Genomic DNA, 24,012 nt, shown 5'->3' on the forward strand with positions numbered 1-24,012 from the left:
GGCGCAAGCCACGGCGCAATCCATGGCCCGGTTTCGCCATCGATGGACGATGCGCGACATGACGCATCGCGTGACGGTCCGACGCAACCGGAAGCCGAAGGCGTTTCGAACGAATTCACCGCGGCGCTCCGCCGTTCGCTGCAAGGAAAGTCTGACGCCCAAACACCGACAGACGTGTCCGACGAGAGCGATTTCGTGGATGTCGAACCGGAGGCAGTGACATCGCCGACGGAAGCAGTGCAAGCGACAGACACGGCCGTCATCGATGCGCCAGGATTCGAACCGCCATCGGTCGCGCCGGGCTCGCTGACCGATGGCGGCTCGCCGACGTCAAGCGACGACGAAGCCACTCCGCCAAGCGAACTTGCGACGCTGATTCGAGATGCAGGCGATGCAGGCGACGCGGTGACGGCGCCGCATGTGCCGATTTCGCCGATGGGCGACGTTCTCAACGATGCCCTCCCTTTACCTGACGGCGCCGCGTTGTCGACCTCCATCGAGACATTCCTCGCGGCGCACCACCATCGCATGCGCGGCGCGTTGGGCACGCCGGTATCGGTCTTCATGGGGCATGTGCGGTCGGATGGCGACACCGCACCACGCGTGCATTTTGTGCAGACGACGGAGTTTGCTGCACTACCGACATTGGCGGCGGAGAAGACAGCGACCGAGACGGCGATGCCGTTCCGGCTATCGGGGGTGAACCACCACGGCGCCTCGCTCGCCGCGCTTCCGGCCATGACGGAGGGCGTCGCCGGCGTACCGCCGATTGCCGACGGTGCATTGATCCCGGCCCTTCGCGCGACACACGCCGAAGTCGCTGCCGCCCGCGATGGAGTGAGCGCCGCGACGCCGGGAGAAAAAACCGGCGCACACACGCTCGCCGCCGATAGTGCGGCATTGGCACGTACATTGTCCGAGCGCGTGACGTCGATGGCGCACAACGGCGTGCACGAGGCTCGTCTGCGATTGACGCCCGCCGAACTCGGCGACATCGGCATCGTGGTGCGCAAATCGGCGATGCTGCTCAGCGTGACGTTACAGGTGGCGCGTCCGGAAGTGCTCGGTCTCGTGCAGGGCACGGCCGCGCTGTTGCGCGACATGCTCTCGCAGCGGCACACCGGTGAAGTCCAGGTCAGCACCGGTGCCATGACGGCGTTCGATGGTGATGGCGCGTCCGGCGATACGTCGAAACGGCGCTCACGCGATGCACCGGAGAACGACGCGATGCCGGGGCTGGCGCTCGGCGCATCGGAGCGCGGACGGCATGATGCGCGGGAGGTATTCCGTCTATGACCGTATCGACTTACGGCCCCATCCCCTATGCGCGGCACGCCGACGACACAGGCGACCGGACGGGGCCACGCGCCGCGTCGTCTGCGCCGCCCTCGACCCGGCACACCGCGCCGGTGGCTGACGAACAGGCGCGCGTGCTGCGGCTGATGCCGATGATTGCCCGTATCGTCCGGTCGCTCGCCCCGCAAACCACGGTCGCCACGGCCCAGGACGATATGACGCAGATCGCGCTCATGGCGGCGCTCGACGCCGTACGGCGCTACGGTCCGCCCGACGAGCGCTTTGGCGCATTCGCCGCGACGCGCATCCGGGGTGCGGTGCTCGACGAGTTGCGGCGGCTGGACTGGCGTCCACGCACGCTGCGTCAGGCCTCGCACCGGCGCCGCGATGCGGCGCGGGAGCTGACGCGCACGCTCGGCCGCGCGCCTACCCGCGAGGAGTTGAGCGCGCACGCCGACATGGACGAAGCCACGCTCGAAGCGGCCGAGATGGCCGAGCATGCCGAAAGCCTTGGGAGTTTCGATGAGTTGCTCGCCGCCGGCGGTGTCGCCGCCAGCGAGCAACTCATCGATCGGCGCAGCCCGGAAGACCTGGTCGCCACGCGGCAGAGTCTCGTGCGCTCGCTCGCCGTGTTGAACGAGATGGAGCAACGGGTGGTGCAGCTCTATTACGAATTCGATCTCAATCTGGAAGAGATCGGCGAGGCGCTGGGCCTGACCCGCGCCAGGATCTGCCAGATTCACAGGAGCGCTCTCGGAAAGATGAAATCGGCCATGCAGGAAACCGCACCCGGTGCCGCGCGAGACACGCGCGCACCGCAACGCAATCGTGAGACAAGGCAAGGGAAATGACTTTACTGATGCTTGGAGCGGCGATCATCGTCGCCAGTGTTTTCGGAATGTTCTGGCTCAATGGTGGCCAGTTCGGCACCGTCTTCCATCTGAACGAGTTCGTGCTCGTGGTGGGCACCGCGCTGGGTGCCTTTCTCGTGGGCAACACGTCGCGCGTGCTCGGCGACTTGCGCGCCGTGGTGGCGGCTGCCGTCAGACGTCGTCGGCATGGCGAGGCGTTCGAGCAGCAGTTGCTCACGCTCACCTATACGCTGCTGCAGACGTCGGCACGCGACGGCGTTCGCGCCCTGGACGAACATCTCGACGATCCCGGGCGCAGCAGCATCTTCCAGCGCAGCCGCCACGTCCTGGCCAACGCGAAGCTCGTGGATTTTACGGTCGACGCATTGCGCGTCGCCACCCTCAGCAAGGGCACGCGCGGGGAGCTGGACAGCCTGCTCGCGATGGAGATCGAGAGTCGTGAGCGCCGCATGATGCAGCCCGTGCGGGCACTCAACAAACTGGCCGATTCGATGCCGGGCTTCGGCATCATCGCGGCAGTGCTGGGGCTGGTGCTCGCCATGTACGACATCGGCGCGGGCGAGGCCACGGCCATGGTCACGCGTCAGGTTGCCGTGGCGATGGTCGGCACGTTCTTCGGCGTTTTCGCGTGCTACGCGGTGCTCAGTCCGCTGGCCAATCGTCTGTCGCAGTCGGTGACCGTCGAAATGACCGGGTACGAGTGCGTGCGCGCGGCGCTCATCGCGTTCATGAGCGGCAAGTCCCCGCTGCTCTCGGCCGACGCCGGACGTCGCATGCTGCAATACGGCGCGCTGCCCAGCTTCGGCGCGCTCGAGGACTGGGTGCGGCATGCCGGGGACGGGCGATGAGCTCGCGGCGTGCCTACGCGGCGGGACACGAGGAGTCCGGCGGTGCATGGAAGGTTGCGTTTGCGGACCTCTGCCTGGTGCTCATGTGCCTGTTCGTCGTGATGTGGGTGCTGGAACGAAGGGTGTTCGAAGCGCCGCAGTCGGCCGAGCTCAAGATGCTCGAAGCGCTGCAGGCCGCGGGTGTACCGCAGCCGTCTGCCGGTTCGTCTAGCCATGCCGCGCAGGCCTCGAGCGAGCGGGTTGCCGTCCTTCCCAGCGGTCAGTTCGAGTCGCCTGCCGATCTGGTGCGTCTCGCCAGCGCCGTGCAGCAACTGAGTGAAGCGGCCAGTCTTTCCGATCATGTGAGTACCTCCATCACACCCGACGGCCTGCGCGTGCGCCTCGCCGACTCCGATGCGCGAGGCCTGTTCGAGCGGGGCAGCGCGACACCGTCGCCTGCCGCGACGACGCTGCTCGCGCGCATCGGCCAACTGTTCAGTGGCATCGACAATTCACTGATGATCGTGGGCCATACCGACGCTGTGCGGTATCGCGCGACGCGAGCCGACAGCTACACCAACTGGCACCTGTCGTCGGATCGGGCGCTGGCGGCACGCACGGCGCTGGTCGCCGGGGGATTGCCGCTGGAGCGCGTGCTGATGTCCGTCGGCATGGCCGACCTGGCGCCGCTGCGGGCCGACGACCCCACGGCAGCGGCGAACCGCCGCATCGAGTTCGTCGTGCTCACGCAGGCGAGGGCGAGACAACTGGCCACCATGTTCGGGGCGGCGCACGCCGGCGAAGTCGTGCTCACCGGGCGGAACGCACAGGCCGACGCCGCTGCCATGACGCGGGGAACGGCAGGCTTAACAAGCGAGGCCCGCCCGTCGCCTGATTCGAGTGAACCGTAATTTTCGTGGAGCTGCCCATGACCAAGATCGACTCGATTTCGCATATCCCGCCCATCGACGGCGCGCGCATGCGCCAGGCGGCGGCTGACACCCCCCGGTCTTCGGCGCCGGCACAGGCGACGGCCGGCCCGTCGGGCGTCGCCGCTCGCGCGGCGTCCGCGGGTACGGGGGAATGGCTGATGAACGCACGCGCCGCCCTCGAATCCGTGCCGCGCGTGGATGCCGTCAAGGTCACACGCCTGAAGGCGATGCTCGCGAATGGTGAGCTGGCGTTCGACAGCGAGCGCGTGGCCGATTGTATTCTCGATCGTCACGGGATATCGCGTTGAACGCCTCCGACCAAGGACGCCGACGTGCGTGCGTCGCGCGCATCGTGGCCGACGTCGAAGCCGATCTCGAGGACTATCGCCGCCTGATCGCGACGCTCGACGCACTGCACCGCGCGCTCACCGACGAGAGCCTCGACGCGCTTGCCCGCACGCACGATACCGCGCTGCAACTGGTGGGTCGATTGCGTGCGCGCGCACGCCGACGGGTGCAGTGCCTGGAGCAGGCATTCGGCGAGACGTCCGCGAACACGATGACCCCCGTGATGCGCTGGCTTGCGGCCGATGCGCGCGAAGCGTACCAAACGTTTGCGACGCGCTGGGACGCACTTCAGGCGCTCGCTGCGCGATGCAAGGCGGTCAACGCGCGCAATCTGCGCGACATCGGCGCGAAGCTCCAGATGCTCGACGTCGTGCTCTCACCCGCCTCGGCCACCTACGCGCCGCAACGCTAGACATTCCACGTCGTTCAAGCCTTCCAGTGACGTCCACCGTGACGCTCATCGCGACGCCCATCGAGACAGTTTTGCCGCGACATTGCGACATCCGTCGCATGTGCGCGACGTGCGTCGAGCGAATTGCCCAAAGCACGTTGGAGCGCTTGGGAAATTTGTCAATTTCCCGGGTTTTCGCGTTGATTTTCGATAGCTGCGCCGACAATGGGACAGTCATGTCATCAGCCACCCATGGAGGCGAAATCTTGCAGTCATTCTTTTCTCAGGCGCTGGGCGTTCATGCGGCTGCGCTGCAGGCGCGGGAAGCGCGGACCCGCGTGCTGGCCGCGAACCTCGCGAACGAGGCAACGCCGGGTTACCAGGCGCGCGATCTCGATTTCGCCGAACAGGTGCGGCGACATCTTGACGCCGACGCACGCAGGGATGTGTTCGATGCTGCCGGTGTGTCCTTTTCGTCGAGCGGGTTCGAGGCCTCCGATTCATCCAACGCCTTGCGCTACCGCGTGCCGATGCAGACACGCGCCGACGGCAACACCGTCGAGCTTGGCATCGAGCAAGCGCTCTTCGCGCAGAACCTGTCCGACTGGCAGGCCAGTCTGTCGTTTCTGAACCGGCGTCTTGCCGGCTTGCAGAAGGTCATCGACGGAGGCCGTTGACGATGAGCTTCAGAGAAATCGCGGCCATTGCCGGCTCGGCCATGGCCGCGCAAACCATTCGCCTCAACACCGTGGCGAGCAATCTGGCGAATGCCAGCGCCGTGGCGGGAGATGCCGACGAGGCTTATCGTGCGCGCAAGCCGGTATTTGCCACGGTGCTGGGCGCAGCGCAAGGCGCACAGCACGTGCAGGTCATCGACATCTACGAGAGCGAGGATCTGCCCCGCGTGGCGCATGAGCCGGGCAATCCGCTGGCGGATGCCGATGGCAACGTCTTTTACGCGAACGTGAACGCGATCGAGGAGATGACCGACATGCTCGACGCCTCGCGAGCGTTTCAAACCAACCTTGAAGTGCTGGCCCGCGTACGCGCGGCGCAGCAGGAACTGTTACGACTGGGAGAGCGTGGATGACGCCAATGATTGACAGCGGAGCCGGCGACGTCGCGCGTGCCGCGGCACGGGCAGATACGGGTATCGGTGCGTCGACGGCCAATGACGCCGCCGACGACACGCGCGACATGTTCACGAAGCTGCTGGTGGCGCAGATCCGTCATCAGGATCCCCTCAACCCCAGCGATCCGGCGCAGTTCGTCGCGCAGCTCACGCAAATGAGCCAGACCGAAGCGATGCATCAGGTCAGCCGGCGCGTGCTCGATCAGACGAAGGCGCTCGCGCGCATGCAGGCGTTTGCGCTTGGCAGTCACGTCGGGCGCGACGTCAGCGTGGAGGTCGAGCGTGTCGAGCGCGCGAAGGGCGCCGCCATTCGCGGCGTGGTCACGCTGCCCGAACACGCGCAGCGCGCCGAGATCGTATTGCGCGATAGCCGCGGCGTATCGGTTCGCAAGCCGATCGCGCCCGAGCCTTCGTCGGGCGGGGGGACGCCGTTCCACCTCGACGACGCATGGTTCACGCAGCACAAACTCGGCGCCGGAGCCTACACCATTCACGTGGAAGTCGATGGCCAGCGGCTGCCGGTGCGTGTCTCGGGGCGTCTGGAGCGCGTGCATCTGGACGATGCGCAGGCGCGTATCGATGTGGCGGGCGTGGGCGCCCGTATCGACGCCGCAAAGCTGGTCGAACTGTCGGGCGGCGCACCGTCGCGCGCGAGCTAATCAAGGAGTTCAGTATGAGTTTCGATATCGCCCTGTCGGGCATCAACGCCATCAATCAGTCGCTCGAGACGATTTCGCAGAACATCTCCAACGTCGGCACGAACGGCTACAAATCGGGAAGCACGAGCTTCGCGTCCGCCATGGCGGGAACGCAGCCTGGCGGCGTACGCGCCAACGACACGCGTTACTCGGTCGGCGAGAACGGCAGCCTGCGCTCGTCCGCGAATCAGCTGCATCAAGCCATTCAGGGCGGTGGGTTCTTCGTGCTCAAGGAGACGAACGGCCAGCGCGTGTACTCGCGCGTGGGTGACTTCAACGTCGACAAGGACAATCGCCTCGTGGACGGCGGCGGGCGCGTCGTGCAGGGATTCGCGGGCGGCCAGTCGAATGTCTCGGACGTGACGATCGACAAGCGGCCGGTGCCCGCGCTGCCGAGCGACAGCATTACCATCACGGGGCGGCTGCCCAACCCGCTGCCCACGGCGCCTGCGCAAATCGGCGAGACCTCCGTGACATTCCGCGACGCCAACGGCGAAGTCGCGGTGAGAACCCTGCGGTTCTCCGCGACGGCGACCCCGGGAGAGGTCGAGATATCGGAGGTCAACGCCGGCAACGTGACCGTGGTCGGCACGCTCGATACGGCGACGATGGGGTTCACCTCTGCCAACGCCGGCACGCTGCCGAGGCTCGACTTCAGCGGCATGACGCATCAGCTCGGCGCCTTCTCTGCCACCGCGACGGAAGTCGGCGGCCGCGAGGCGGGCGAGTTCGTACGGGCGCGCATCGACCAGGATGGCTCGGTGGTCGCCGAGTACAGCAACGGCACCACGCAAACGCAGTATCAGTTGGCCCTCGGAGAATTCGCCAATGTGGGCGGTCTGGCTCCCGCGGACGGTACGGTCTGGCGGGAAACCGGCGCGTCGGGCCTCGCGCAGTTGCGACGTCCGGGCGAAGGCGCCACGGGCGTGCTCGTGGGGCAGTCGCTCGAAGGGTCGAACGTCAACGTGACGGACGAACTCGTGAACCTGATGTCCGCGCAGCGCAACTATCAGGCGAACACCAAGGTCATCTCCACGCAGAACGAGATGATGCGCAACCTCATGCAATCGATCTGACGCCATGGACGCCCTCATCTACACGGCGATGTCCGGTGCCCAGCGCGCGCAGGACGCTCAGCAGGTCGTTGCGCACAATCTCGCCAACGCGACCACCACGGGCTTTCGGGCCTCGCTGGCGGTTGCGCAGGCGGGCGAGTTGCCTGGCGCGGGGCTGTCTTCGCGCCACTTCGCCCTGCAGGCGCGAGCGGGCATCGACGCCACTCCCGGCGTGCTCGAACCGACTGGCCGTGCGCTCGACGTCGCCATCGACGGCGCGGGCTATCTGGCGCTCGCGGCGCTGCCCGACGAGGGCGTGGACGTCGTCTATTCGCGCGGCGGATCGCTGACGCTCGACGGCGACGGCACGTTGCGGCTGCATGGCCGCGCCGTTCTCGGCGAGGGCGGACCAGTGGTGGTGCCGCCGCATCGCGAACTCGATATCGATGCGGACGGCATGGTGGCCGTGGCGCTCGACGGTGACGGCGAACTGGTGCCCGTCGCTCGGCTGCAACGTGTGCTTGCCATGCCCGGCGCCATGCGTGGCACGGGCGGCGGCGTGCTGGTCGCGGACGGCGGTACGTTGCCGGGTGACGACGTGACGCTGCGTGGCGCGCATCTCGAGGCCAGCAACGTCTCGGCCGTCGGCGCCATGGTGCAGAGCATGAACGCGAGCCGCGACTTCGAGATGCAGATGCGCGTGCTCAAGATCGCCGACGATCTCGCCGAAGGCGGCAACCGTCTCATGCGCGCATGAGATCCGCAGAACCCTCGATGGCCGCATGAGGCTCAACCGGTGATCGCCCGGTCCTCGCCTGGCGCCTGCCCGGCGCCCGCGCGATGCGCCCGGTTTCACAAATTCTCTTTCGATATCTCATGAATCCCGCACTTCTCATCGCCCGCACGGCGGTCCATGCGCAGGACGCGCAACTGCAGGCGATCGCCAACAATCTGGCGAACGTCAACACCCCGGGCTTCAAACGCGACCGGCTCGCGTTCAAAGACACGTTCTATCGCGCCGTGCGTCCGGCCGGCGCGCGCACCCAGGCCGACACGACGTTGCCCGGCGGCACGTATTTCGGCACGGGCGTGCGGCTGGCCGGCACGCAGAAGCAGTTCATCAACGGCGCGGAAAAAGACACGCAGAACGAGCTCGACGTCGCCATCACGGGGCGCGGCTTCCTGCAGGTCGAAATGCCCGACGGCGAAACCGCCTACACCCGCGCCGGCAACCTGCGCCTGGACGTGGAAGGGCGTCTGGTGACGCAGGCTGGCCATCCGATCGTCGGCGACATCGTGCTGCCGCCCGGCGCGCGCGACGTGACGATCAGCGCCGACGGCGAAGTGAGCGCCCTGGAACCGGGCGACACCGAGCCGACGTCGCTCGGCCGCCTGTCGCTGGCCGACTTCGTGAACCCGTCCGGCCTGCAGCCGTTGGGCGGCAACCTGTTCGCGCGCACGAGCGCGAGCGGTCCGGCCATCGAAGGCAGCCCCGGCGAGGAGAACCTCGGCCTGCTGCGACAAAAGGCGCTCGAAGGCTCGAATGTCGTCGCTGTCGAAGAGATGGTGAACATGATCACCGCGCAGCGCGCCTACGAGATGAGCACCAAGGTGCTCTCGGCGGCCGACAACATGATGCAGAGCCTCGCGCAGGTTGCGCGGTAACGGAGGGAGACGACGATGACGCACGGAACTTGCGATCGTTCGCGCGATGTCCTCCCGCGTCATCGCGTTGCGCGTTCAGGGGCGCACGCATCAAGGCTGGTGCGATGGGCGCCGGCGGCGCTGGCGGTGGTGCTTGCCGGCTGCGCGGGCTTCGTGCCGCCCAAGCTCGAAGAAAGCGACGACTTGCCGAGCATGACCGAGATGTCGTCGCAGGGACAGGCGGGCGGGCTGTTCTCGTCGGGACACGCGTTGTCGCTCACGTCGGACCAGCGCGCCTTTCGCGCGGGCGACGTGCTGACCATCGTGTTGCAGGAGCAAACGCAGGCGAGCAAGCGTGCGGGAACGCGCATGGACAAGCGCAGCGAGATGTCGGTCGACGACGCCATGCTGATGGGCAAGCCGCTCATCGGCGACACGTCGCTCGGCGCAAGCCGGCGGTTCCGCGGCGACAGCTCGAGCTCCGCCCAGAACACGCTGCGCGGGGCGATCACGGTCGTCGTGCATCGGGTATTGCCCAGCGGTCTGCTGCACGTGCGCGGCGAGAAGCGCCTGTTTCTGAATCAGGGCGAGGAGACCGTGCGCGTGGCCGGCTATGTGCGCGCGGGCGACATCGACACGACGAATCGCGTGTCGTCGCTGCGCGTGGCGAACGCGCGCATCCAGTACTTCGGCACGGGGGCGCTGGCCGACAGCAACAACCCCGGCTGGCTCACGCGCTTCTTCAACAGCCAGTTCTCGCCGCTCTGAGGAAATGTCTATGTTCGGAATGCCTGGCGCGCTCGCGCGCCTCATCTGCATGGGGCAGGCGTTGTCGGCGCCGGTCCCGATCGCGATAGTCCTTGCCGCCTTCATCGCCTTCGTCACCCTTGGCGTGCCGGCCGCGCATGCGCAAACCGTGCGCAACTACGTCAACGTGGAGGGCGTGCGCGACAACCAGCTCGTGGGCTACGGCCTCGTCGTGGGGCTCGCCGGCACGGGGGACGGCCCACGCTCGCGTCACTCGAGCCAGTCGCTGGCCAATCTGCTCAAGCAGTTCGGCGTGAGCATGCCGGACAACGTGCGGCTGCGCTCGCGCAACGTCGCCGCCGTGATGGTGAGCGCAACGTACCCGTCCGGCTTCCTGCGCGGGCAGACGATCGACGTGACCGTGTCGTCGATGGGCGACGCGCGCAGCTTGCGCGGCGGCACGCTGCTGCTTACGCAACTGCGCGCGGTGGACGGTCAGACCTATGCGCTCGCGCAGGGCAACCTCGTGGTGAGCGCGATGCAGGCCGAGGGCCGCAGCGGTTCGCGGATCCAGAAGAATACGCCAACGGCGGGGCGCGTTCCCAACGGCGGGACGATCGAGCAGGAGATTCCCGTGCCTGCGGGCGAGGGCGGCGCCATGCGCCTGAGTCTGAAACGTCCCGACTTCCAGCTTGCCGCGAACATCGCCGATGTCATCAATGCACGCTTCGGCGAGCGCACGGCGCAGGCGAAGAACGGCAGCACGATCGAAGTGATCGCGCCCGACGACGCCGACGGCCGCGTGCGTTTTCTCGCGGACGTGCATTCGTTGCCCGTGCCCGGCGTGAGCCGGGTGCCGCGCGCCGTGATCAACGCACGCTCGGGGACCGTCGTGATCTCTCAAGGCGTGACGGTGCGCCCGGTCGCCGTGTCGCACGGCTCGCTGCGCGTGACGGTGAGCGAGTCGCCGGTCATTTCGCAACCTGCGCCGTTCTCGCGCGGCAGGACCGCGGCCGTGCCACGCACGCGCATCGACGTCGAGGAGGAAGGCATGGACATTCACGTGTGGCCGGCCGGCGTGGATCTCCAGACCATCGTCGACAGCCTGCGCCGCTCGGGCGCGACGCCCGATGACGTCATCGCCATCCTGCAGGCGCTCGACGAGGCGGGGGCACTCAACGGCGAACTGCACGTTATTTGATCGAACGGAGGATACCGATGACACCCCATCACTTGCCAATTCCCGCGTCCGGGTCGCCTTGGTATGGCGTAGGCGCATCGCCCTCGCGCCGCGACGCCGATCTCGACGCCGCCGCCGAACAGTTCGAGGCGATCTTCATCGCCCGGCTGCTCGGCGAGATGCGTCGCGCGACCCAGGCGCTGAGAGAGGGTAGCGAGGGCAGCGAGGGCGCCGGCGGCCTGGGCAAGCGCGACCGCACGGCGGACGGCTTGCACGAATGGGCCGACACGCAGGTTGCCCAGGCGCTCGCGGCGCGTCGCGCGTTCGGCATTGCCGACACCATCGTGCGGCAGATGGCGCAGCGCTGAACTCACCGGAAAGGAACAGGCCACCAACGATGAATATGCTGAATATCGCCACGCAGGGCGTGAAAACTGCGCAGTCGCTGCTCGACAACGAAGCGCTCAACATCTCGCAGATGGGCAACTCGGCGTACACGCGTCGCGAAGTCCGCGTGAGCTCGCGGGCGGACGGCACGGCGCAGGCGCAGGACGCGGTGCGCGCGGCGGGTCTCGCGCAGCGCGAGCGGATATGGCGAGCGCTGGCGGGCGCGGGCGAACCGGACGCGCAGAAGTCGCACGTCGAAGCGCTGCTCACGCAACTGGGCGGCAGCGACGTGGCCAGCGATCCGCTGGGCTTGCGCGACTTCATCAAGGCGCTTGATCACGAAGCGCAGACCACGGGCAGCGACGTGCACGCCGACGAGGTCTTCGCGGCGTTGGGGCGCGTGGCCGAGCGGACCAACGCGATGTTCGCGGCGCTGGCGCGCATGCGCGGCAATCTGAATTCGGTTCGGGCGGGCGAGGCGGAGAAGGTGAACCGGCTCACGGCATCCGTCGCGGAACTGAACCGTCTGCATCGCCTCGCCCCGGATGCGGCCGGGCGACTCGCGATCGAGGATCAGCGCGATCAGGCGCTCGGCGAATTGGCCGCGCTGGTCGACATCGACGTGCGCGAGGATGCGAGCGGTGCGTATCACGTGCTCACGCGCGGCGGGCATCCGCTCGTGCTCGGCGGGCGCGCCGCGAAGCTCGAGGCGCAGGCGGGCGGCGGCTACACGCTGAGCGCCGGCACGTCGCGCGTGAACGTGCCGGCCGACGGCCTCGGCGGCCGTCTGGGCGGGCTCGATCGCTTCCTGACGCGTGAGCTCGACCGGCGCATCGACGAGACGGCCGAAGTCGCCCGAACCATGGCCGAACAGCTCAACCGCGCGCACGCCGATGTGGCGAGCGGGCCGTTCACCGCCACGCCGTTACTGTCGTTGACCGTCGGGCCGGACGGTGTGCCGCAGATGCAGCGCACCCTCCAACGCGCACAGGATCTGGCGTTGGGCGTCGACAGTACCAACGGAAACGGCACGACGCTGCGTCGTCTGCGAGGGGCGCTCGATGCGAACGTCGCGCTGTCGGGGCGCTCCGGCGTCACGCTCGTCGAGGCGATGAGCGCCCTGGCCGGCGAGACCGGACGCCGCGCGAGCGAGATTGCCGCAAGCGCTAGTTCCGCGGACGCCGTACTCGTGTCCGCGCGCACGCAATTTCAGAAGCAGGCGGGTGTGGACGAGACCGAGGCCGGGGGCTCGCTCATGGCCTACATGAAGCTGTATCGCGCCAACGCGCGCGTGGCCTCGGTCGCCAACGAACTGTTCGACGCCACGCTTGCGATGGTCTGACGGGCGCGCGTCAAAGGAAAACACCATGCAAGTCACCCATTTCAGCCGCTTCGAGCGCGAACACGTGTTGCGCGAGATGAAGGAGCGACTCGATCGCGCGACGGAACAATCGCGCAAGCAAAAACGCGTGTTGCGCGCCTCGGACGATCCGGTCGATTTCGAGCGCATCGCACGCATCGACAGGGAGCAGCAATCCATTGCGCGCCGCACGAAAGTCATCGCCAGTCTCGATGCCGATCTCAAACAGGCCAGTGCGAGCCTGCGAAGCGCGTTCGACCGGCTGAGCGCCTTCAAGAGCGAAGTGTCGATGAGAGCCGATGCCATGCAAGTCGGCGATGCGCAGGCCAGTGCCAACAAGATCCGCGATCTGATGCGAGGCATCGTGGACGCATTCAACACAAGGCGCGCGGACGGTAGCTATGTGTTCGCCGGGAGTGGCGCGCCCGTGCGCGACGCGGCAGGGCCGGGCGCGGGCGCGGGCGCAGCCAACTTCGTATTGAGTGGGGCTGCGCAGCCGTCATCTGCCGTAGAGATTGGCGAGGGTGTGTATCAAAATAACCCGCCGCGTGTGTGGCAAGGCGTGCCGGATCTGCTCAACCAGCTCGCGGCAGCCGCCTCGGCTCTGACGAGTGCGACGCCGGCGGATCCGACGACCGTGCTGCGCGATCTCGTCGGTCCGCTCGACGCGCAGATCCAGCAGATCTCGAAGGTGCAGTTCGCGAACGACCACGGTGCGCGACGGCTCGACGCGGTGCGAAAGGAACACGCATTGAAGGGCGAGGTGCTGGCAAAGACCCGTCTCGCACTCGAAGGACGGGATGCCGCCGAAGCCACGACCGCCTGGAATGATCTGCTCATCGCCGTCTCCAACGCGCGCAGGGCGCATATCCAGGTGGTCCAGCTTTCGTTTTTTGATGTCGTCTGATGCCGGCACGATGCGTTTTCACTGGCTGATTTCATCGGAGACGATTCATGGTTGAGGCCATCCGCGACATCCCGGGGAGCCCCGCGCTCGACGATGCGCGCTCCGCCGGGCGTCCATCGGCGCCGCGTGAGCTTGGCGCCGATCGAGGGACCGCCGCGCCCGCCGCAGGGCATGTATCGTCCGCAAACGCGACCGGACGCGCGCGTGACGCCCAGCGCGCCGCCGCATCACCCAGGCCGATTTCGCCTGCCTCGGCATCTTTTGACAAGCGGCGTGCCTATCGGACGGTCGACCTGATTTCGCAACATGCAACGGCCAGTCGCGCCAGCGCGGCGCTCGACTGGCTCGCCAGACTTCACACGTCGGCCAACGCGGCGCTCGCGACGCTCATGCGGTGGCGCGATGGCGATGTGGCGTCGCACGAGCGCGCACATCGCGCGCTGGCGAGTCTCGGCGCGCAGTGGCAAGCGCGGGACCGGTCGAGCCTCGGCACCGTCGACGATCGCCTGCACTTCGATCCGCGCGGCGACGCGCCTCGGCGTTTCACCGTCGATGGCGTCGCCCCGCAACAATGGCGTGCATCGATGCCGGAGCGGCTCACGCTCTTTCCGGCTGGCGCTGACGGTGCCGGCGTGGAGGTTGACGTAACGAACGCCATATCGCAGGCGGGACTGCGTCGCCGTACGGCGCGTGCGCTTGCGGCTTATGGCATTACGCTCGAGGCGCCTCCGCCCGAGCACACCTGGGTGATGCGCACCGCCGGCGCGCGTTGGCCGTCGATTGCCTCACGGTTCGCGGTCGCGGAAAAGGGCGGGGCGTCTTCGCAGGCGTTGGGCGGTGCCGGTGGGCTTGGTACCGCTGCAAACCCTTCCGCCTCCACCGGCGCCAACGGCACCCTGCGGCGCGCGGTCCTTCGCGACGCGCCCGACGCCGTCGCGCCGCATACGTGGCGGATCGATGGACGACGTTCCGTCGCGCATGTGCGGCGGGCACTCACGTCGATGGTGAGCGCGATCCGCGCGGCGCACGCCGACGCCACACGGGCGGCGCGGGTTTCGGCGCAATCCGTCGTGCGCGCGATGGGCACGGACGCAACTGGCCGGGAGGGCGTCGATTACGCTTTTGCGATGACCTCGGCCGAGGCATGGACGACGCGGCTCGGCAAGCAGCCGCCGTTCGCCGCACTGGCCCTCGCGATGCCGGGCGGCGTTCCCGTCTCGCGCGCCAACGTCCGCGCTTTGCTGGTCGACTGACGTCGGCCCGGCCGGCGTCTGCCGTCGTCAGTTGCCATCCGTCCGATCGGCGCGTTGAACCCGTCCCGCTTATCACAGCCGTCGTAGTCTTCGAAGCTGTCGCCGCCAGCGCGCACATCGTGGCTGGTGCGACTTGTGCTTCTTGAGCGGAAGTCGCTGCCGTCGCAGCCATCGACCCCGCCGCGGGCTGTCGTCGTAGTTGCCCCTTCATGCGTCGCTCCGCGTGACTTCGCCTTCACCGCGGCGTCATCGCGTCTGCCACCTTCCCCTCACGCCAACGCTTTTCTCAACGCCCTCTTCGTCGCGACGATCGCCAGATGGGAAAAATCACCGCGGCAGTGCATTAACAATTCTTGCGCAGAGACGCCTTATTGCGATGAGGCAGGCTATTCGGCCTGTCGTCGCTCACAACACAAAGGAGCTTGAGCAATGTTGACTCTGCACACCAACGTGGCGCAAATGTCGTCGCTGAATTCGCAACGCGCCACCGGCGGCAAGCTGAGCGCGATCATGCGCGATCTGTCGACCGGCAAGAAGAACGACCTGTACAAGAACGATCCGGCCGCCGCCCGCATCTCGGCCATGCTGAACATGCACGCCAGCGGCACCAAGTCGGCCATCAGCAACATGAAGTACGCACAGTCGAGCACGCGCGTGGCGCAGGGCGCGCTGGACAAGGTCAACGAGCTGCTGGTCACGATGAAGGATCTGGCCACGCAGGCGAAGGACGGCCTGAAGGGCGACGCCGAAAAGGCCGCGCTCCAGCAGCAATACACGAACAACGCCCAGGCACTGAAGGCAATCTTCGACAACACGACGTTCGCCGGCAAGAACCTGCTGAAGATGGAGTTTGGCGCTGGTAGCACCGTGACGTCGACCGGCCTGCTTGCTGCAAGCGACATTGACCTTCAGGTCGGCGCAGGTGCCAACGAAACCAAGAAGCTCGACATCAGTGCGGATCTTCAGACGTTGTTCTCGAGCGTCGGTAATGCAACAGCGAAGTTGGGCACTCAGCAAACATCGGCGCTTAACGGCGCCACTAGCGTTTCCGAAGCCATGGGCTACGGTGCCGGTGTTGGGGCCGCCGACGTAGCGGCAGACCTGGTTGGTCAACTGCACGGCAAGTCAGGGATGACGGCTATCCTGAATAAACTCCAAACGACCGGTACGAATTGGGGCGCGGCCCTTACTACAGCGTTGGAAGCTTATGTTGCAACGGCGCCTGCTGACGTTCCTGCTGCGCGAACTACACTTGCAACGGCGTTCAGAACGTTGGCTCGAGATAATAATAACGTTTTGAATGGTCAGGAAGAACGGGAGCTTCTCACTGCACTGGACGATCTGGTGGCTTCTAAACTCCAATCGTCCTCCAACCAATTGATGACGGCAACCTCCGCTCAGGCCGCCATCACGGGACTCGAAACCGCCATCAACCAACTCGCCACCGTCCAAGCCAGCATCGGCGCGGCCATGATGGATCTCGACGGCCGTGAGGAAGTGCAGTCGACGCTGCTGCAAAACACGAGCGAAGCCAACTCGCGTCTGAACGAAGTCGACTTCGCCGAGTCGGTGTCGGAGCTGACCAAGCTGCAAACGCAGATGAACGTGAACCTGCAGATGCTGCAAAAGGCCGGCGAAATGCCGGGCATGATCCAGATGCTGCTGCGCTAATCCGCATCGCCCTGGCCGGTGGCGTACCGGCCAGGCAACTCTGGCAATGAAAAAGAGAGCCAACGGTTTTTCCGTTGGCTCTCTTTTCGTTTGACGTCGATGCGGCGGTGCTGCAATGCCGCGGCGCCGCCTTAGCCCAACGTCCCCGTCACCTCGATCTCCTTCGTCTGCGGCACTTCGTTATAGGACAGCACGTGCAGGCCGTTCGCGAACATGCGGGCATAGCGGGCGAGCAACGGTCGGATCTGCGGCATGACGAGCAATACCGGCGTGCGTCCCGCCAGCTTCATGTTCTCGCGCGCCTGCGGCATGTGAGATTGCAACTGTTCCAGCAACTGCGGATCGAGCGGGAACGTGTCGGCAGTCGTCTTTCCAGCCTGTTGTGCCGCCGTGAAGGCGCCCAGCAACAGATTTTCCAGATCCGGCGTGAGCTGATAGACATGCAGCGACGGCTCGTCGCCGACGAGGCCGTGCACCAGACGCCGCTTGAGCGCGGTGCGCGCTTCGGCACACAGCACCAGCGGGTCCTTGCTCGTGGTTGCCGCGTGCACGAGCGCCGTCGCCAGCACATCGATATCCTGCAACGACACTTCCTCGGCCAGCAACAGACGGATGACGGCCAGTTGCTGCTGGTGCGTGAGGGCCTTGTCGAGCGCGTCGGCCAGCGCGGGGGAGAGTTCGCGCAAGCGCTCGCCGAGCGACGTCACGTCCTGATAGGTGAACAGCTCGGCCAGATGGGTCTTCATCGCCTGCTGGACATGCGTGGCGATCACGCCGGCCGGATCGACGATCTGATATCCCAACCCCAGCGCATGCGCGCGCTGCTCCGGCTCGATCCAGACCACCGGCATGCCGAACGACGGGTCGATGGCCGGCATGCCGTCGAGCTCGCCGTAGCCGTCCGGCGCGGGAATCGCCATCAACCGGTCGTGTGGCAGCGTCGCCGCGGCCACACGCACGCCGCCGACGTCGATCGCATACTCGCTCGGGCCGAGCCCGAGGCCTGTGTCGAGCCGCACCGCCGGTACGACGAAACCCATCGTCTGCGAAAGCGTCTGGCGCATGCCGTAAAGCCGTTGCACGAGCGGCGCCCCCTCGCGCTTGTCGACCAGGCTCACGATCTGGTAGCCGAGACTCACGGTCACGGGCGAGACGAACGGCAGTTGCTGCCATGTGAGCACCGGTGGCTCGTTGGCCGACAGCGCGGCTTCGAGCGCTTCGGTATCGTCCGCCGCGGCGGGCGTGCGTCGCTGGCTCACACGCCACGCCACGAACCCCATGACGGCGGCGAACGCGAGGAACGGCGCCGTCGGCATGCCCGGAATCAGCGCCAGAACGAACATGAGTACCGCCACGCTTGCGAGCACCGCCGGAGAGGCGAGCAACTGATCGCCGACCTGCTTCTCGAAGTCGCCGGCGTCGGACACGCGCGTGACGATGATCGCGGCGGCCGCCGAGAGCAGCAGCGCCGGAATCTGCGCGACCAGCCCGTCGCCGATCGTGAGCAACGAGTACTGGCGGAACGCGTCGCCCGCGCTCATGCCATGCATCGTCACGCCGATGGCCACGCCGCCGATCAGGTTGATGAGCAGGATGAGGATGCCCGCGATGGCATCGCCGCGCACGAACTTCGACGCGCCGTCCATCGCGCCGTAGAAGTCGGCTTCGGCGCTCACCTCGCGGCGACGCGTCTGCGCCGCTTCCTGATTGATGAGGCCGGCGTTCAGATCGGCGTCGATCGCCATCTGCTTGCCGGGCAGCGCGTCGAGCGTGAAGCGCGCCGACACTTCGGAGATGCGCTCCGCGCCCTTGGTGACCACCACGAAGTTGATGATCATCAGGATCACGAACACCACGAGGCCGACGACGAAATTGCCGCCGATCACCACGTTGCCGAACGATTCGATGACGCGCCCGGCGGCCTGCGTGCCCTCGTTGCCGTTGAGCAGTACCACGCGCGTGGACGCCACGTTCAGCGTGAGGCGCATGAGCGTCGTGGCGAGAATGACCGTGGGGAACACGGAGAAGTCGAGCGGACGCCGCACCGACAGGCTTACCAGGATCACCACCATCGAGAGCACGATGTTGAACGTGAAGAGCGTGTCGAGCAGCAGCGGGGGCAGCGGCAGTATCACCATCGCGAGGATGGCGAAGACGAGAAGCGGCGTCAGGAATTTCTGACGCCGCAGGCGGAGCAGCAATCGGGACATGGGATCAAGGGCGCGGTTGCGGTGAGGGTGGATCGGAGAGCGAGGCCGGCACACGCGGCGGGTCCGGTCGCTCGGGTTGCATCGTGCGCTCGCCGGCGCGCCAGGCGCGCAGTTGAAGCACGTAGGCCAGCACCACGGCCACGGCGTCGTAGAGCGCGGCGGGAATCTGCTGGTTGACCTGGCTCGTGTGATACAGCGCCCGGGCCAGCGGCGGCGCGCTCACGACGTCGATCCCGTGTTCGCGGGCGATTCGGCGCAGCACCGCGGCCGTCTCGTCCAGACCGCGCGCCACGACGAAAGGCGCCTGCGCACGGCCGGTGTCGTACTTGAGGGCGATGGCGTAGTGCGTCGGGTTGACGATCACCACGTCCGCCGTGGGCACCGTGCGGCGCAGACTGCGCTCGGCCAGGCGGCGCTGGATCTGCCGGATGCGTTGTTTGACTTCCGGCCGGCCTTCGGTCTGCTTGTGCTCCTGCTTCACTTCCTGCTTGGTCATGCGTTGATCGCGCAGAAAGAAAAAACGCTGCAACGGCAGGTCGAGCAGGGCAAACGCCACGAATGCGCCGCCGAGTACGAGCACCGCGTCGCGCAACAGATCCAGTCCGACGGCGATGGCCTCGCGTGGGGCGCTCGCCTGCAGCGCGAGCAGGGCATCCCAGCGCGCCCGTATCACGAGCACCAGCACGCTCGCCACGAGCGCCACCTTGAGGATGGCGGTGCCGACTTGCGCGTAGTGCTTTATCGAGACCAATCGGCCGAGGTTCGCCTTCGGCGACAGGCGTTGCCACTTCGGTTTGAGCAGCGTGGTGCTGAAAACGTAACCGCCGGGCAGCATCGCCGCCACGCCGATGCACAGCGGAATCGCCGCGAGCGGCGCGAGGAGCTTCGCCAGCAGCCACATGGCCGCCGGCAGCAGCGCGGTCCAGGCGTCGTCGAAGCCGATGCCCGCCAGGTCGGCAAACGCCGCGGCGTATAGCGAGCGGAAGGCGTCGAGTTGCGACGGCGCGCTGACGGCCAGCACGGCCACGCTGGCCATGATGCCGACGGCGGTCGCCGTGTCGCGCGAGCGCGCCACCTGACCTTGCTCGCGCGCGCGGCGCAGCTTCTGTGCGGAAGGGGCTTCCGACTTGTCGCCGGTGTCTTGCGCCGTCATGCGTCAATGCTCTCGCGAGACGGGGCCGAGCGCATCGAGTACGCGCTCGGTGAGCGTCAGGTAATGCGCGGGCAGGGCCGGCACCACGGCGGCGAGCACGACGAGGCCGACCAGCGTCGTCACGGCAAAGCCCAGCGAAAACAGGTTCAGCGCCGGGGCGGCGCGGTTGAGCAACCCGAGCCCGAACTGAACGACGAACGTGGTCAGGACCACGGGCAGCGCCAGCGTCATCGCCGCGGCGAGCGTCCAGCCCAGTGCGCGCAGCAGTCCGCTCAGGCCGTCGAGCGGCAAGCCGCCGCCGACGGGCCAGACGTCGAAACTGCGGCCCACGATGGCCATCGCGACGAGATGCCCATCCGCAATGAAGAACAGCAACATGCCCAGACACACCAGGAGCAGCGAGACGGGTTCGGTGGCTTCGCCGTTCATGGGATCGTTCATGGCGGCCATGGCGAGGCCCATTTGCGATGCGCACAGATAACCGACGAGTGTGAGCAGGGCGCGCACGATGAAGAACGCGAGGCCCAGCCCCGCACCGACGAGCACCTGTTCCGCGGCCAGCGCCACGCCGGCGAGCGAGAACGGGTCCGTGGCCGGCACGCCGGTGCGCGCGAGAACCGGCCACAGCGCCAGGCTCGACGCGAGCGCCGCGAGAATGCGCCAGCGCATCGGCACGACGCCTTCGCCCACGAGCGGCAGCATGCTCAGCGCGGCGAAGAAGCGACAGAAGGGCCACCACAGCAGCACGAGCTGGGCGGGCCACTGCGCGAGCCAGCCTTCCAGGCCAGGCCAGGTGGCAAACGAGAGTTGGGGCGGGAACGTCGTCGGCATGATCGGACGGCGGCAAGCGCGGCGGCGCTAGCCGGCGAGCGACGCCGCGCGGGCGAAGATCTCGGCGGCGAAGTCGGTCAGCGTGCCCGCCAGCCAAGGTGCGGCGAGGCCGAGCGTGAGCAGGGTGACGATCAGGCGGGGGAGGAACGACAGCGTTTGCTCGTTGATCTGCGTGGCGGCCTGAAACAGCGCGACCACCAGGCCGGTGACGAGGCTCGGCACGATCAGCACGAGCACGATGACGATGACGAGACGCAGGGCGTCGAGCCCGAGGTCGATGGCGATATCGCTGGTGAGCATCGCGCCTCCTCAGACCGCCTGCACGCTGGTCACGAGCGTGCTGACCGTGAGCGTCCAGCCGTCGATGAGCACGAACAGCAGGAGTTTGAGCGGCAACGAGACGACCAGCGGCGAGAGCATCATCATGCCCATCGCCATGAGCACGGACGCCACCACGAGATCGATCACGAGAAACGGGATGAACAGCATCGCGCCGACCTGAAACGCCGTCTTGAGCTCGCTCAGCAGGAACGCCGACGCCTTGACCGGAAAACTGTGCGCCCGCGGTTCGGCGACATCGGTCTCGCCCGTGAGTCGCGCCATCAGCTCGAGCGACGTCTGGCGCGTTTGCGCGAGCATGAAGCGGGAGAGCGGCGCTTCGCCGGCGGCCAGCGCTTCGGTGAGCGTGATGCGGTTCTGATCGTAAGGCACCACGGCGTTCGTCCAGATGGCCTCGCCGACCGGGCGCATCACGACCAGGCTGAGCAGCAGCGCCATGCCGGTGAGCACGCGCGAGGGCAGACCTTGTTGCAGCCCCAGCGCCTGACGCAGCAGCGCGAGGATGATCGCAAAGCGCACGAAGGTCGTCATCACCATCAGCAGCATCGGCAGCAGGCCCAGCAGCGTCATCAGGATGAGCAGCTGCGTCTTGACGGTGAAGTCGGTGGTGCCGCCTTGCGTGCGCACCTGCATCAGGGCGCCAGCGTCGTCCGCGCGCGCGCCGGTGGCGAAGAACGCGAGGCCGATCGCCACCAGTGCAAGCCCCAGGATCTCCGACGCGCACAGCGGGAAGCGGCGTTTGCCACGCTCGCGCTGCCGTTCGCGCCGATGTTCACACAGGCGCGGCTGCCGCTGGCGAAGGAGATGCCGTGCGATTCTCATTGCGCGAGCCGATCGAGCTCGATGGCGTCGAGCGTGAGGATCTTCAAGCCGTACTGCGTTCCCGAGACGACCACCTCGGCGAGTCCGACGGGGACGCCGTTGACCAACACGGACAGCGGTGCGCCGGCCGCGCGGTCGAGACTGAGCACGTCGTCGGCGCGTAGCGCCGCGAATTCACCCAGCGTGAGACGCGAGGCGCCCACTTCGAGCGTGAGCTTCACCGGCACGCGCCGGAGCGTTTCGCGCATGGCGAGCGGCGTGGGGGCTGCGCCCTCGTCAGCGGCCGTGCTCTCGATGCCGGCCGCGTCGGTATTGCCGCCCGTGGTGCCTTGGAGCCAGTCGGCGCCGAGGTCGTCGGAAAGGCTGTCGAGCGGCGCAAGGTCGTCGTTGAGCGGGTCGATGGCGCCGGCGCCCGGCGTCTGGGCGTCGGCATCCAGCGGAAGATGGGTGGACATGAGGGAAGTGGCGGACATGGAATCGTTACCCGAGAGTTTGAAAGTGCGTAAGGCAGAGATGCGCGTCGCGCTCGACGATGTCGGCGCTCATCAGCGGATCGTCGTCGATGCACACGAGCGCGCGCGGCATGAATCGCACCGGCAGCACGTCGCCGGCCTTGGCGTCGAGCAGGGCGCCCAGCGTCAGGTCGACGTCGAGCCAGCGGGCGCTCAGGCGCACGGGAATCGTGGCGAGCTCGCACGGCGGAGTGGTGCGCTGCGCGGCGCGCTCACCGGCGTCCGGCCCGAGCTTCGACAGCCAGCAGCGGGCGTCTTCGGCGGCGAGCCGATACGCGACGGTGCCCAGCGGTGCGCCGCCGGCGTGCCCGGCATGGTCCGCGCGATCTGTGATGAGCGCGGTGATCCACAGCGACGGCGGTGTCTGACGCGGATCGGCGTCCACGTTCTCGACGACGTCCGACGGCAAGACGGACGCATCCGGCGACAACGCCTGACGCAGCGCGTCGAGCATCTGCCGCGCAAACCGCGCGACGAAGCGCTCGTAGGTCGCCGCGCGCGGCGTGAAGTGCAGCGCCGGCGGACCGACGAAGTCGTCGGCCTCGTAACGGAGGCGAAAGGCGTCGCGCATCAACCCGGCGTCGAGGGCAACGTCGATGTAGTGATCGACGACGCGAAAGCGCTGCACGATGACGTCGCTCGCCCGAGGGGCGGCGGCGCTCACCGACATGGCCGCAACGCGCCACGCCATAGCATGACGATGGCGGGCGTGCTGCGGTAATTGGACGTCGAGCCGCGAGCGCAACCGCTCGGTCAGCGGATCGAGGAGTTGCGTCGGCTGTCCGAGCCGGCACGGATCGAGTGCTCGGAAATTCCGGGGCGGCGTAGGCGCGTGCATGGCATTCATATGATTGGAGACGATTCGCAGCGCTCGTGAGCGCGGGGAAGTTCGCATCCTAATGGCCATGCCCGGCCTTGTTGTTGGGGAATGCCCCAACCTGCCGGGCTTTGGGGCAAAGCCTATTTATGGCGGTGACGAGCGTGCGTAAAGTGCGGAGTCTTCAAAGGCCAACTCCCGTGGGGACGGTGCCGATATCGACTACGGAGGGCCGAATGCCTGTCTCGATGACACAAGCGCTGATGACCGAGCTGGATCGCATGCACGCGACGCAGCGCGAACTGGGCCGGGCGGCCGGTGCGAGCGAGTCCGATCTCGCGCACGTCGGCACGCTGAACAAACCCGACTTCGGCGCGATGCTGCGTGGTGTGGACGCCGCGCAGCGCGAAGCGGGCGAGCGCATGACGGCGGTCGATCTGGGACACAGCGACGATCTGACGGGCGCCATGCTGGCGAGCGCGCAGGCCGAACTGTCGTTCTCGATGCTGATGAAGACGCGCGACAAGGTCGTGGGCGCCGTCGAGGAACTGGTGCGCATGCCGTTCTGATCGCGTCGGCACGGTGCGTCGCGCCCGGCGTGAGAACGTCAGGCCGGGACGCGACGACA

27 protein-coding genes are annotated in these 24,012 nt (G+C 67.2%); 20 read left to right on the forward strand and 7 right to left on the reverse strand.

Features of this window, described 5'->3' with window-relative positions; translation table 11 throughout:
- Window positions 1-195 precede the first annotated feature (195 nt).
- The 19 genes from RO07_RS05885 to RO07_RS05975 all read left to right on the forward strand — a co-directional run bounded on the left by RO07_RS05885 (window position 196) and on the right by RO07_RS05975 (window position 16,700).
- Window positions 196-1,296, forward strand: coding sequence for a flagellar hook-length control protein FliK (locus RO07_RS05885; RefSeq protein WP_160118066.1), 1,101 nt, complete (start codon window positions 196-198; stop codon window positions 1,294-1,296).
- Window positions 1,293-2,147, forward strand: a complete 855-nt coding sequence (locus tag RO07_RS05890; protein WP_072636970.1) for a FliA/WhiG family RNA polymerase sigma factor — start codon at window positions 1,293-1,295, stop codon at window positions 2,145-2,147. The genes RO07_RS05885 and RO07_RS05890 overlap by 4 nt, the downstream gene beginning before the upstream one ends.
- The gene (locus RO07_RS05895; RefSeq protein WP_084072462.1) at window positions 2,144-3,016 is read left to right on the forward strand and encodes a motility-associated protein; all 873 of its coding nucleotides are present in this window, start codon (window positions 2,144-2,146) and stop codon (window positions 3,014-3,016) included. Before RO07_RS05890 ends, RO07_RS05895 begins: the two co-directional genes overlap by 4 nt.
- Entirely contained in the window at window positions 3,013-3,906 is an 894-nt protein-coding gene (locus RO07_RS05900) for an OmpA family protein (protein ID WP_052267049.1), read from the forward strand. The genes RO07_RS05895 and RO07_RS05900 overlap by 4 nt, the downstream gene beginning before the upstream one ends.
- Window positions 3,907-3,923: 17 nt before the next feature.
- Window positions 3,924-4,235: a flagellar biosynthesis anti-sigma factor FlgM gene (gene flgM / locus RO07_RS05905; protein ID WP_039408914.1), complete on the forward strand. Its 312-nt coding sequence runs from the start codon at window positions 3,924-3,926 to the stop codon at window positions 4,233-4,235.
- Window positions 4,232-4,687 (forward strand): flagellar export chaperone FlgN, encoded by a 456-nt coding sequence (gene flgN, locus RO07_RS05910; protein ID WP_039408917.1) that lies wholly within the window; start codon window positions 4,232-4,234, stop codon window positions 4,685-4,687. Before flgM ends, flgN begins: the two co-directional genes overlap by 4 nt.
- Before the next feature lie 215 nt (window positions 4,688-4,902).
- On the forward strand, window positions 4,903-5,343 hold the full coding sequence (flgB, locus tag RO07_RS05915; RefSeq protein ID WP_052267050.1) for a flagellar basal body rod protein FlgB: 441 nt from the start codon (window positions 4,903-4,905) through the stop codon (window positions 5,341-5,343).
- A gap of 2 nt (window positions 5,344-5,345) precedes the next feature.
- A complete protein-coding gene (gene flgC, locus RO07_RS05920) occupies window positions 5,346-5,756 on the forward strand; it encodes a flagellar basal body rod protein FlgC (protein ID WP_039408923.1) in 411 nt (136 codons plus the stop codon).
- Entirely contained in the window at window positions 5,753-6,457 is a 705-nt protein-coding gene (locus RO07_RS05925; protein ID WP_052267051.1) for a flagellar hook assembly protein FlgD, read from the forward strand. The genes flgC and RO07_RS05925 overlap by 4 nt, the downstream gene beginning before the upstream one ends.
- A 14-nt stretch (window positions 6,458-6,471) precedes the next feature.
- A complete protein-coding gene (locus RO07_RS05930; protein ID WP_039408924.1) occupies window positions 6,472-7,572 on the forward strand; it encodes a flagellar hook protein FlgE in 1,101 nt (366 codons plus the stop codon).
- A gap of 4 nt (window positions 7,573-7,576) precedes the next feature.
- Window positions 7,577-8,308, forward strand: coding sequence for a flagellar basal body rod protein FlgF (locus tag RO07_RS05935; protein WP_039408926.1), 732 nt, complete (start codon window positions 7,577-7,579; stop codon window positions 8,306-8,308).
- 119 nt (window positions 8,309-8,427) lie between these two features.
- Window positions 8,428-9,216, forward strand: a complete 789-nt coding sequence (gene flgG / locus RO07_RS05940) for a flagellar basal-body rod protein FlgG (protein ID WP_039408928.1) — start codon at window positions 8,428-8,430, stop codon at window positions 9,214-9,216.
- 15 nt (window positions 9,217-9,231) lie between these two features.
- A complete protein-coding gene (gene flgH / locus RO07_RS05945; RefSeq protein WP_084072465.1) occupies window positions 9,232-9,963 on the forward strand; it encodes a flagellar basal body L-ring protein FlgH in 732 nt (243 codons plus the stop codon).
- Between the two features lie 10 nt (window positions 9,964-9,973).
- Window positions 9,974-11,143 (forward strand): flagellar basal body P-ring protein FlgI, encoded by a 1,170-nt coding sequence (locus tag RO07_RS05950; protein ID WP_237171387.1) that lies wholly within the window; start codon window positions 9,974-9,976, stop codon window positions 11,141-11,143.
- Window positions 11,144-11,160: 17 nt separating this feature from the next.
- A complete protein-coding gene (locus tag RO07_RS05955; RefSeq protein WP_039408930.1) occupies window positions 11,161-11,490 on the forward strand; it encodes a hypothetical protein in 330 nt (109 codons plus the stop codon).
- Between the two features lie 29 nt (window positions 11,491-11,519).
- Entirely contained in the window at window positions 11,520-12,851 is a 1,332-nt protein-coding gene (locus RO07_RS05960) for a FlgK family flagellar hook-associated protein (protein WP_039408932.1), read from the forward strand.
- A 25-nt stretch (window positions 12,852-12,876) separates the two neighbouring features.
- Window positions 12,877-13,776, forward strand: a complete 900-nt coding sequence (locus tag RO07_RS05965; RefSeq protein ID WP_039408936.1) for a hypothetical protein — start codon at window positions 12,877-12,879, stop codon at window positions 13,774-13,776.
- Window positions 13,777-13,823: 47 nt separating this feature from the next.
- Window positions 13,824-15,029 (forward strand): hypothetical protein, encoded by a 1,206-nt coding sequence (locus RO07_RS05970; protein WP_039408938.1) that lies wholly within the window; start codon window positions 13,824-13,826, stop codon window positions 15,027-15,029.
- Window positions 15,030-15,458: 429 nt separating this feature from the next.
- The gene (locus RO07_RS05975) at window positions 15,459-16,700 is read left to right on the forward strand and encodes a flagellin N-terminal helical domain-containing protein (protein ID WP_039408941.1); all 1,242 of its coding nucleotides are present in this window, start codon (window positions 15,459-15,461) and stop codon (window positions 16,698-16,700) included.
- A gap of 131 nt (window positions 16,701-16,831) precedes the next feature.
- Here RO07_RS05975 and RO07_RS05980 read toward each other — a convergent pair whose 3' ends face one another.
- From RO07_RS05980 to RO07_RS06010, 7 genes are read right to left on the reverse strand one after another with little or no spacing between them, the layout of a single operon-like run.
- Window positions 16,832-18,910, reverse strand: a complete 2,079-nt coding sequence (locus tag RO07_RS05980) for a flagellar biosynthesis protein FlhA (RefSeq protein ID WP_039408944.1) — start codon at window positions 18,908-18,910, stop codon at window positions 16,832-16,834.
- Window positions 18,911-18,914: 4 nt separating this feature from the next.
- Window positions 18,915-20,063 (reverse strand): flagellar type III secretion system protein FlhB, encoded by a 1,149-nt coding sequence (gene flhB, locus RO07_RS05985; RefSeq protein WP_039408947.1) that lies wholly within the window; start codon window positions 20,061-20,063, stop codon window positions 18,915-18,917.
- A 3-nt stretch (window positions 20,064-20,066) separates the two neighbouring features.
- Window positions 20,067-20,894, reverse strand: coding sequence for a flagellar biosynthetic protein FliR (locus RO07_RS05990; protein WP_084072466.1), 828 nt, complete (start codon window positions 20,892-20,894; stop codon window positions 20,067-20,069).
- Window positions 20,895-20,921: 27 nt separating this feature from the next.
- The gene (fliQ, locus tag RO07_RS05995; RefSeq protein ID WP_039408950.1) at window positions 20,922-21,194 is read right to left on the reverse strand and encodes a flagellar biosynthesis protein FliQ; all 273 of its coding nucleotides are present in this window, start codon (window positions 21,192-21,194) and stop codon (window positions 20,922-20,924) included.
- Window positions 21,195-21,203: 9 nt separating this feature from the next.
- On the reverse strand, window positions 21,204-22,055 hold the full coding sequence (locus tag RO07_RS06000) for a flagellar type III secretion system pore protein FliP (RefSeq protein ID WP_084072467.1): 852 nt from the start codon (window positions 22,053-22,055) through the stop codon (window positions 21,204-21,206).
- Window positions 22,052-22,528: a FliM/FliN family flagellar motor switch protein gene (locus tag RO07_RS06005; protein WP_084072468.1), complete on the reverse strand. Its 477-nt coding sequence runs from the start codon at window positions 22,526-22,528 to the stop codon at window positions 22,052-22,054. Before RO07_RS06005 ends, RO07_RS06000 begins: the two co-directional genes overlap by 4 nt.
- A 7-nt stretch (window positions 22,529-22,535) precedes the next feature.
- Entirely contained in the window at window positions 22,536-23,414 is an 879-nt protein-coding gene (locus tag RO07_RS06010) for a FliM/FliN family flagellar motor switch protein (RefSeq protein ID WP_039408953.1), read from the reverse strand.
- Window positions 23,415-23,620: 206 nt separating this feature from the next.
- Between RO07_RS06010 and fliE the strand changes: the two genes are divergently transcribed.
- A complete protein-coding gene (gene fliE / locus RO07_RS06015) occupies window positions 23,621-23,953 on the forward strand; it encodes a flagellar hook-basal body complex protein FliE (protein WP_052267053.1) in 333 nt (110 codons plus the stop codon).
- The last annotated feature ends 59 nt before the right edge of the window (window positions 23,954-24,012 follow it).

Origin of the sequence: Pandoraea pulmonicola (genome assembly GCF_000815105.2) — a bacterium.
Lineage (GTDB): Bacteria > Pseudomonadota > Gammaproteobacteria > Burkholderiales > Burkholderiaceae > Pandoraea > Pandoraea pulmonicola.

Excerpts from the sequence above, each read along its gene's own strand:
- RO07_RS05890 (WP_072636970.1), top strand. The coding sequence starts at position 1,293 with ATGACCGTATCGACTTACGGCCCCATCCCCTATGCGCGGCACGCCGAC.
- RO07_RS05895 (WP_084072462.1), top strand. The coding sequence starts at position 2,144 with ATGACTTTACTGATGCTTGGAGCGGCGATCATCGTCGCCAGTGTTTTC.
- RO07_RS05900 (WP_052267049.1), top strand. The coding sequence starts at position 3,013 with ATGAGCTCGCGGCGTGCCTACGCGGCGGGACACGAGGAGTCCGGCGGT.
- flgM (WP_039408914.1), top strand. The coding sequence starts at position 3,924 with ATGACCAAGATCGACTCGATTTCGCATATCCCGCCCATCGACGGCGCG.
- flgB (WP_052267050.1), top strand. The coding sequence starts at position 4,903 with ATGTCATCAGCCACCCATGGAGGCGAAATCTTGCAGTCATTCTTTTCT.
- flgC (WP_039408923.1), top strand. The coding sequence starts at position 5,346 with ATGAGCTTCAGAGAAATCGCGGCCATTGCCGGCTCGGCCATGGCCGCG.
- RO07_RS05925 (WP_052267051.1), top strand. The coding sequence starts at position 5,753 with ATGACGCCAATGATTGACAGCGGAGCCGGCGACGTCGCGCGTGCCGCG.
- RO07_RS05930 (WP_039408924.1), top strand. The coding sequence starts at position 6,472 with ATGAGTTTCGATATCGCCCTGTCGGGCATCAACGCCATCAATCAGTCG.
- RO07_RS05935 (WP_039408926.1), top strand. The coding sequence starts at position 7,577 with ATGGACGCCCTCATCTACACGGCGATGTCCGGTGCCCAGCGCGCGCAG.
- flgG (WP_039408928.1), top strand. The coding sequence starts at position 8,428 with ATGAATCCCGCACTTCTCATCGCCCGCACGGCGGTCCATGCGCAGGAC.
- flgH (WP_084072465.1), top strand. The coding sequence starts at position 9,232 with ATGACGCACGGAACTTGCGATCGTTCGCGCGATGTCCTCCCGCGTCAT.
- RO07_RS05950 (WP_237171387.1), top strand. The coding sequence starts at position 9,974 with ATGTTCGGAATGCCTGGCGCGCTCGCGCGCCTCATCTGCATGGGGCAG.
- RO07_RS05955 (WP_039408930.1), top strand. The coding sequence starts at position 11,161 with ATGACACCCCATCACTTGCCAATTCCCGCGTCCGGGTCGCCTTGGTAT.
- RO07_RS05960 (WP_039408932.1), top strand. The coding sequence starts at position 11,520 with ATGAATATGCTGAATATCGCCACGCAGGGCGTGAAAACTGCGCAGTCG.
- RO07_RS05965 (WP_039408936.1), top strand. The coding sequence starts at position 12,877 with ATGCAAGTCACCCATTTCAGCCGCTTCGAGCGCGAACACGTGTTGCGC.
- RO07_RS05970 (WP_039408938.1), top strand. The coding sequence starts at position 13,824 with ATGGTTGAGGCCATCCGCGACATCCCGGGGAGCCCCGCGCTCGACGAT.
- RO07_RS05975 (WP_039408941.1), top strand. The coding sequence starts at position 15,459 with ATGTTGACTCTGCACACCAACGTGGCGCAAATGTCGTCGCTGAATTCG.
- RO07_RS05980 (WP_039408944.1), bottom strand. The coding sequence starts at position 18,910 with ATGTCCCGATTGCTGCTCCGCCTGCGGCGTCAGAAATTCCTGACGCCG.
- flhB (WP_039408947.1), bottom strand. The coding sequence starts at position 20,063 with ATGACGGCGCAAGACACCGGCGACAAGTCGGAAGCCCCTTCCGCACAG.
- RO07_RS05990 (WP_084072466.1), bottom strand. The coding sequence starts at position 20,894 with ATGCCGACGACGTTCCCGCCCCAACTCTCGTTTGCCACCTGGCCTGGC.
- fliQ (WP_039408950.1), bottom strand. The coding sequence starts at position 21,194 with ATGCTCACCAGCGATATCGCCATCGACCTCGGGCTCGACGCCCTGCGT.
- RO07_RS06000 (WP_084072467.1), bottom strand. The coding sequence starts at position 22,055 with ATGAGAATCGCACGGCATCTCCTTCGCCAGCGGCAGCCGCGCCTGTGT.
- RO07_RS06005 (WP_084072468.1), bottom strand. The coding sequence starts at position 22,528 with ATGTCCGCCACTTCCCTCATGTCCACCCATCTTCCGCTGGATGCCGAC.
- RO07_RS06010 (WP_039408953.1), bottom strand. The coding sequence starts at position 23,414 with ATGAATGCCATGCACGCGCCTACGCCGCCCCGGAATTTCCGAGCACTC.
- fliE (WP_052267053.1), top strand. The coding sequence starts at position 23,621 with ATGCCTGTCTCGATGACACAAGCGCTGATGACCGAGCTGGATCGCATG.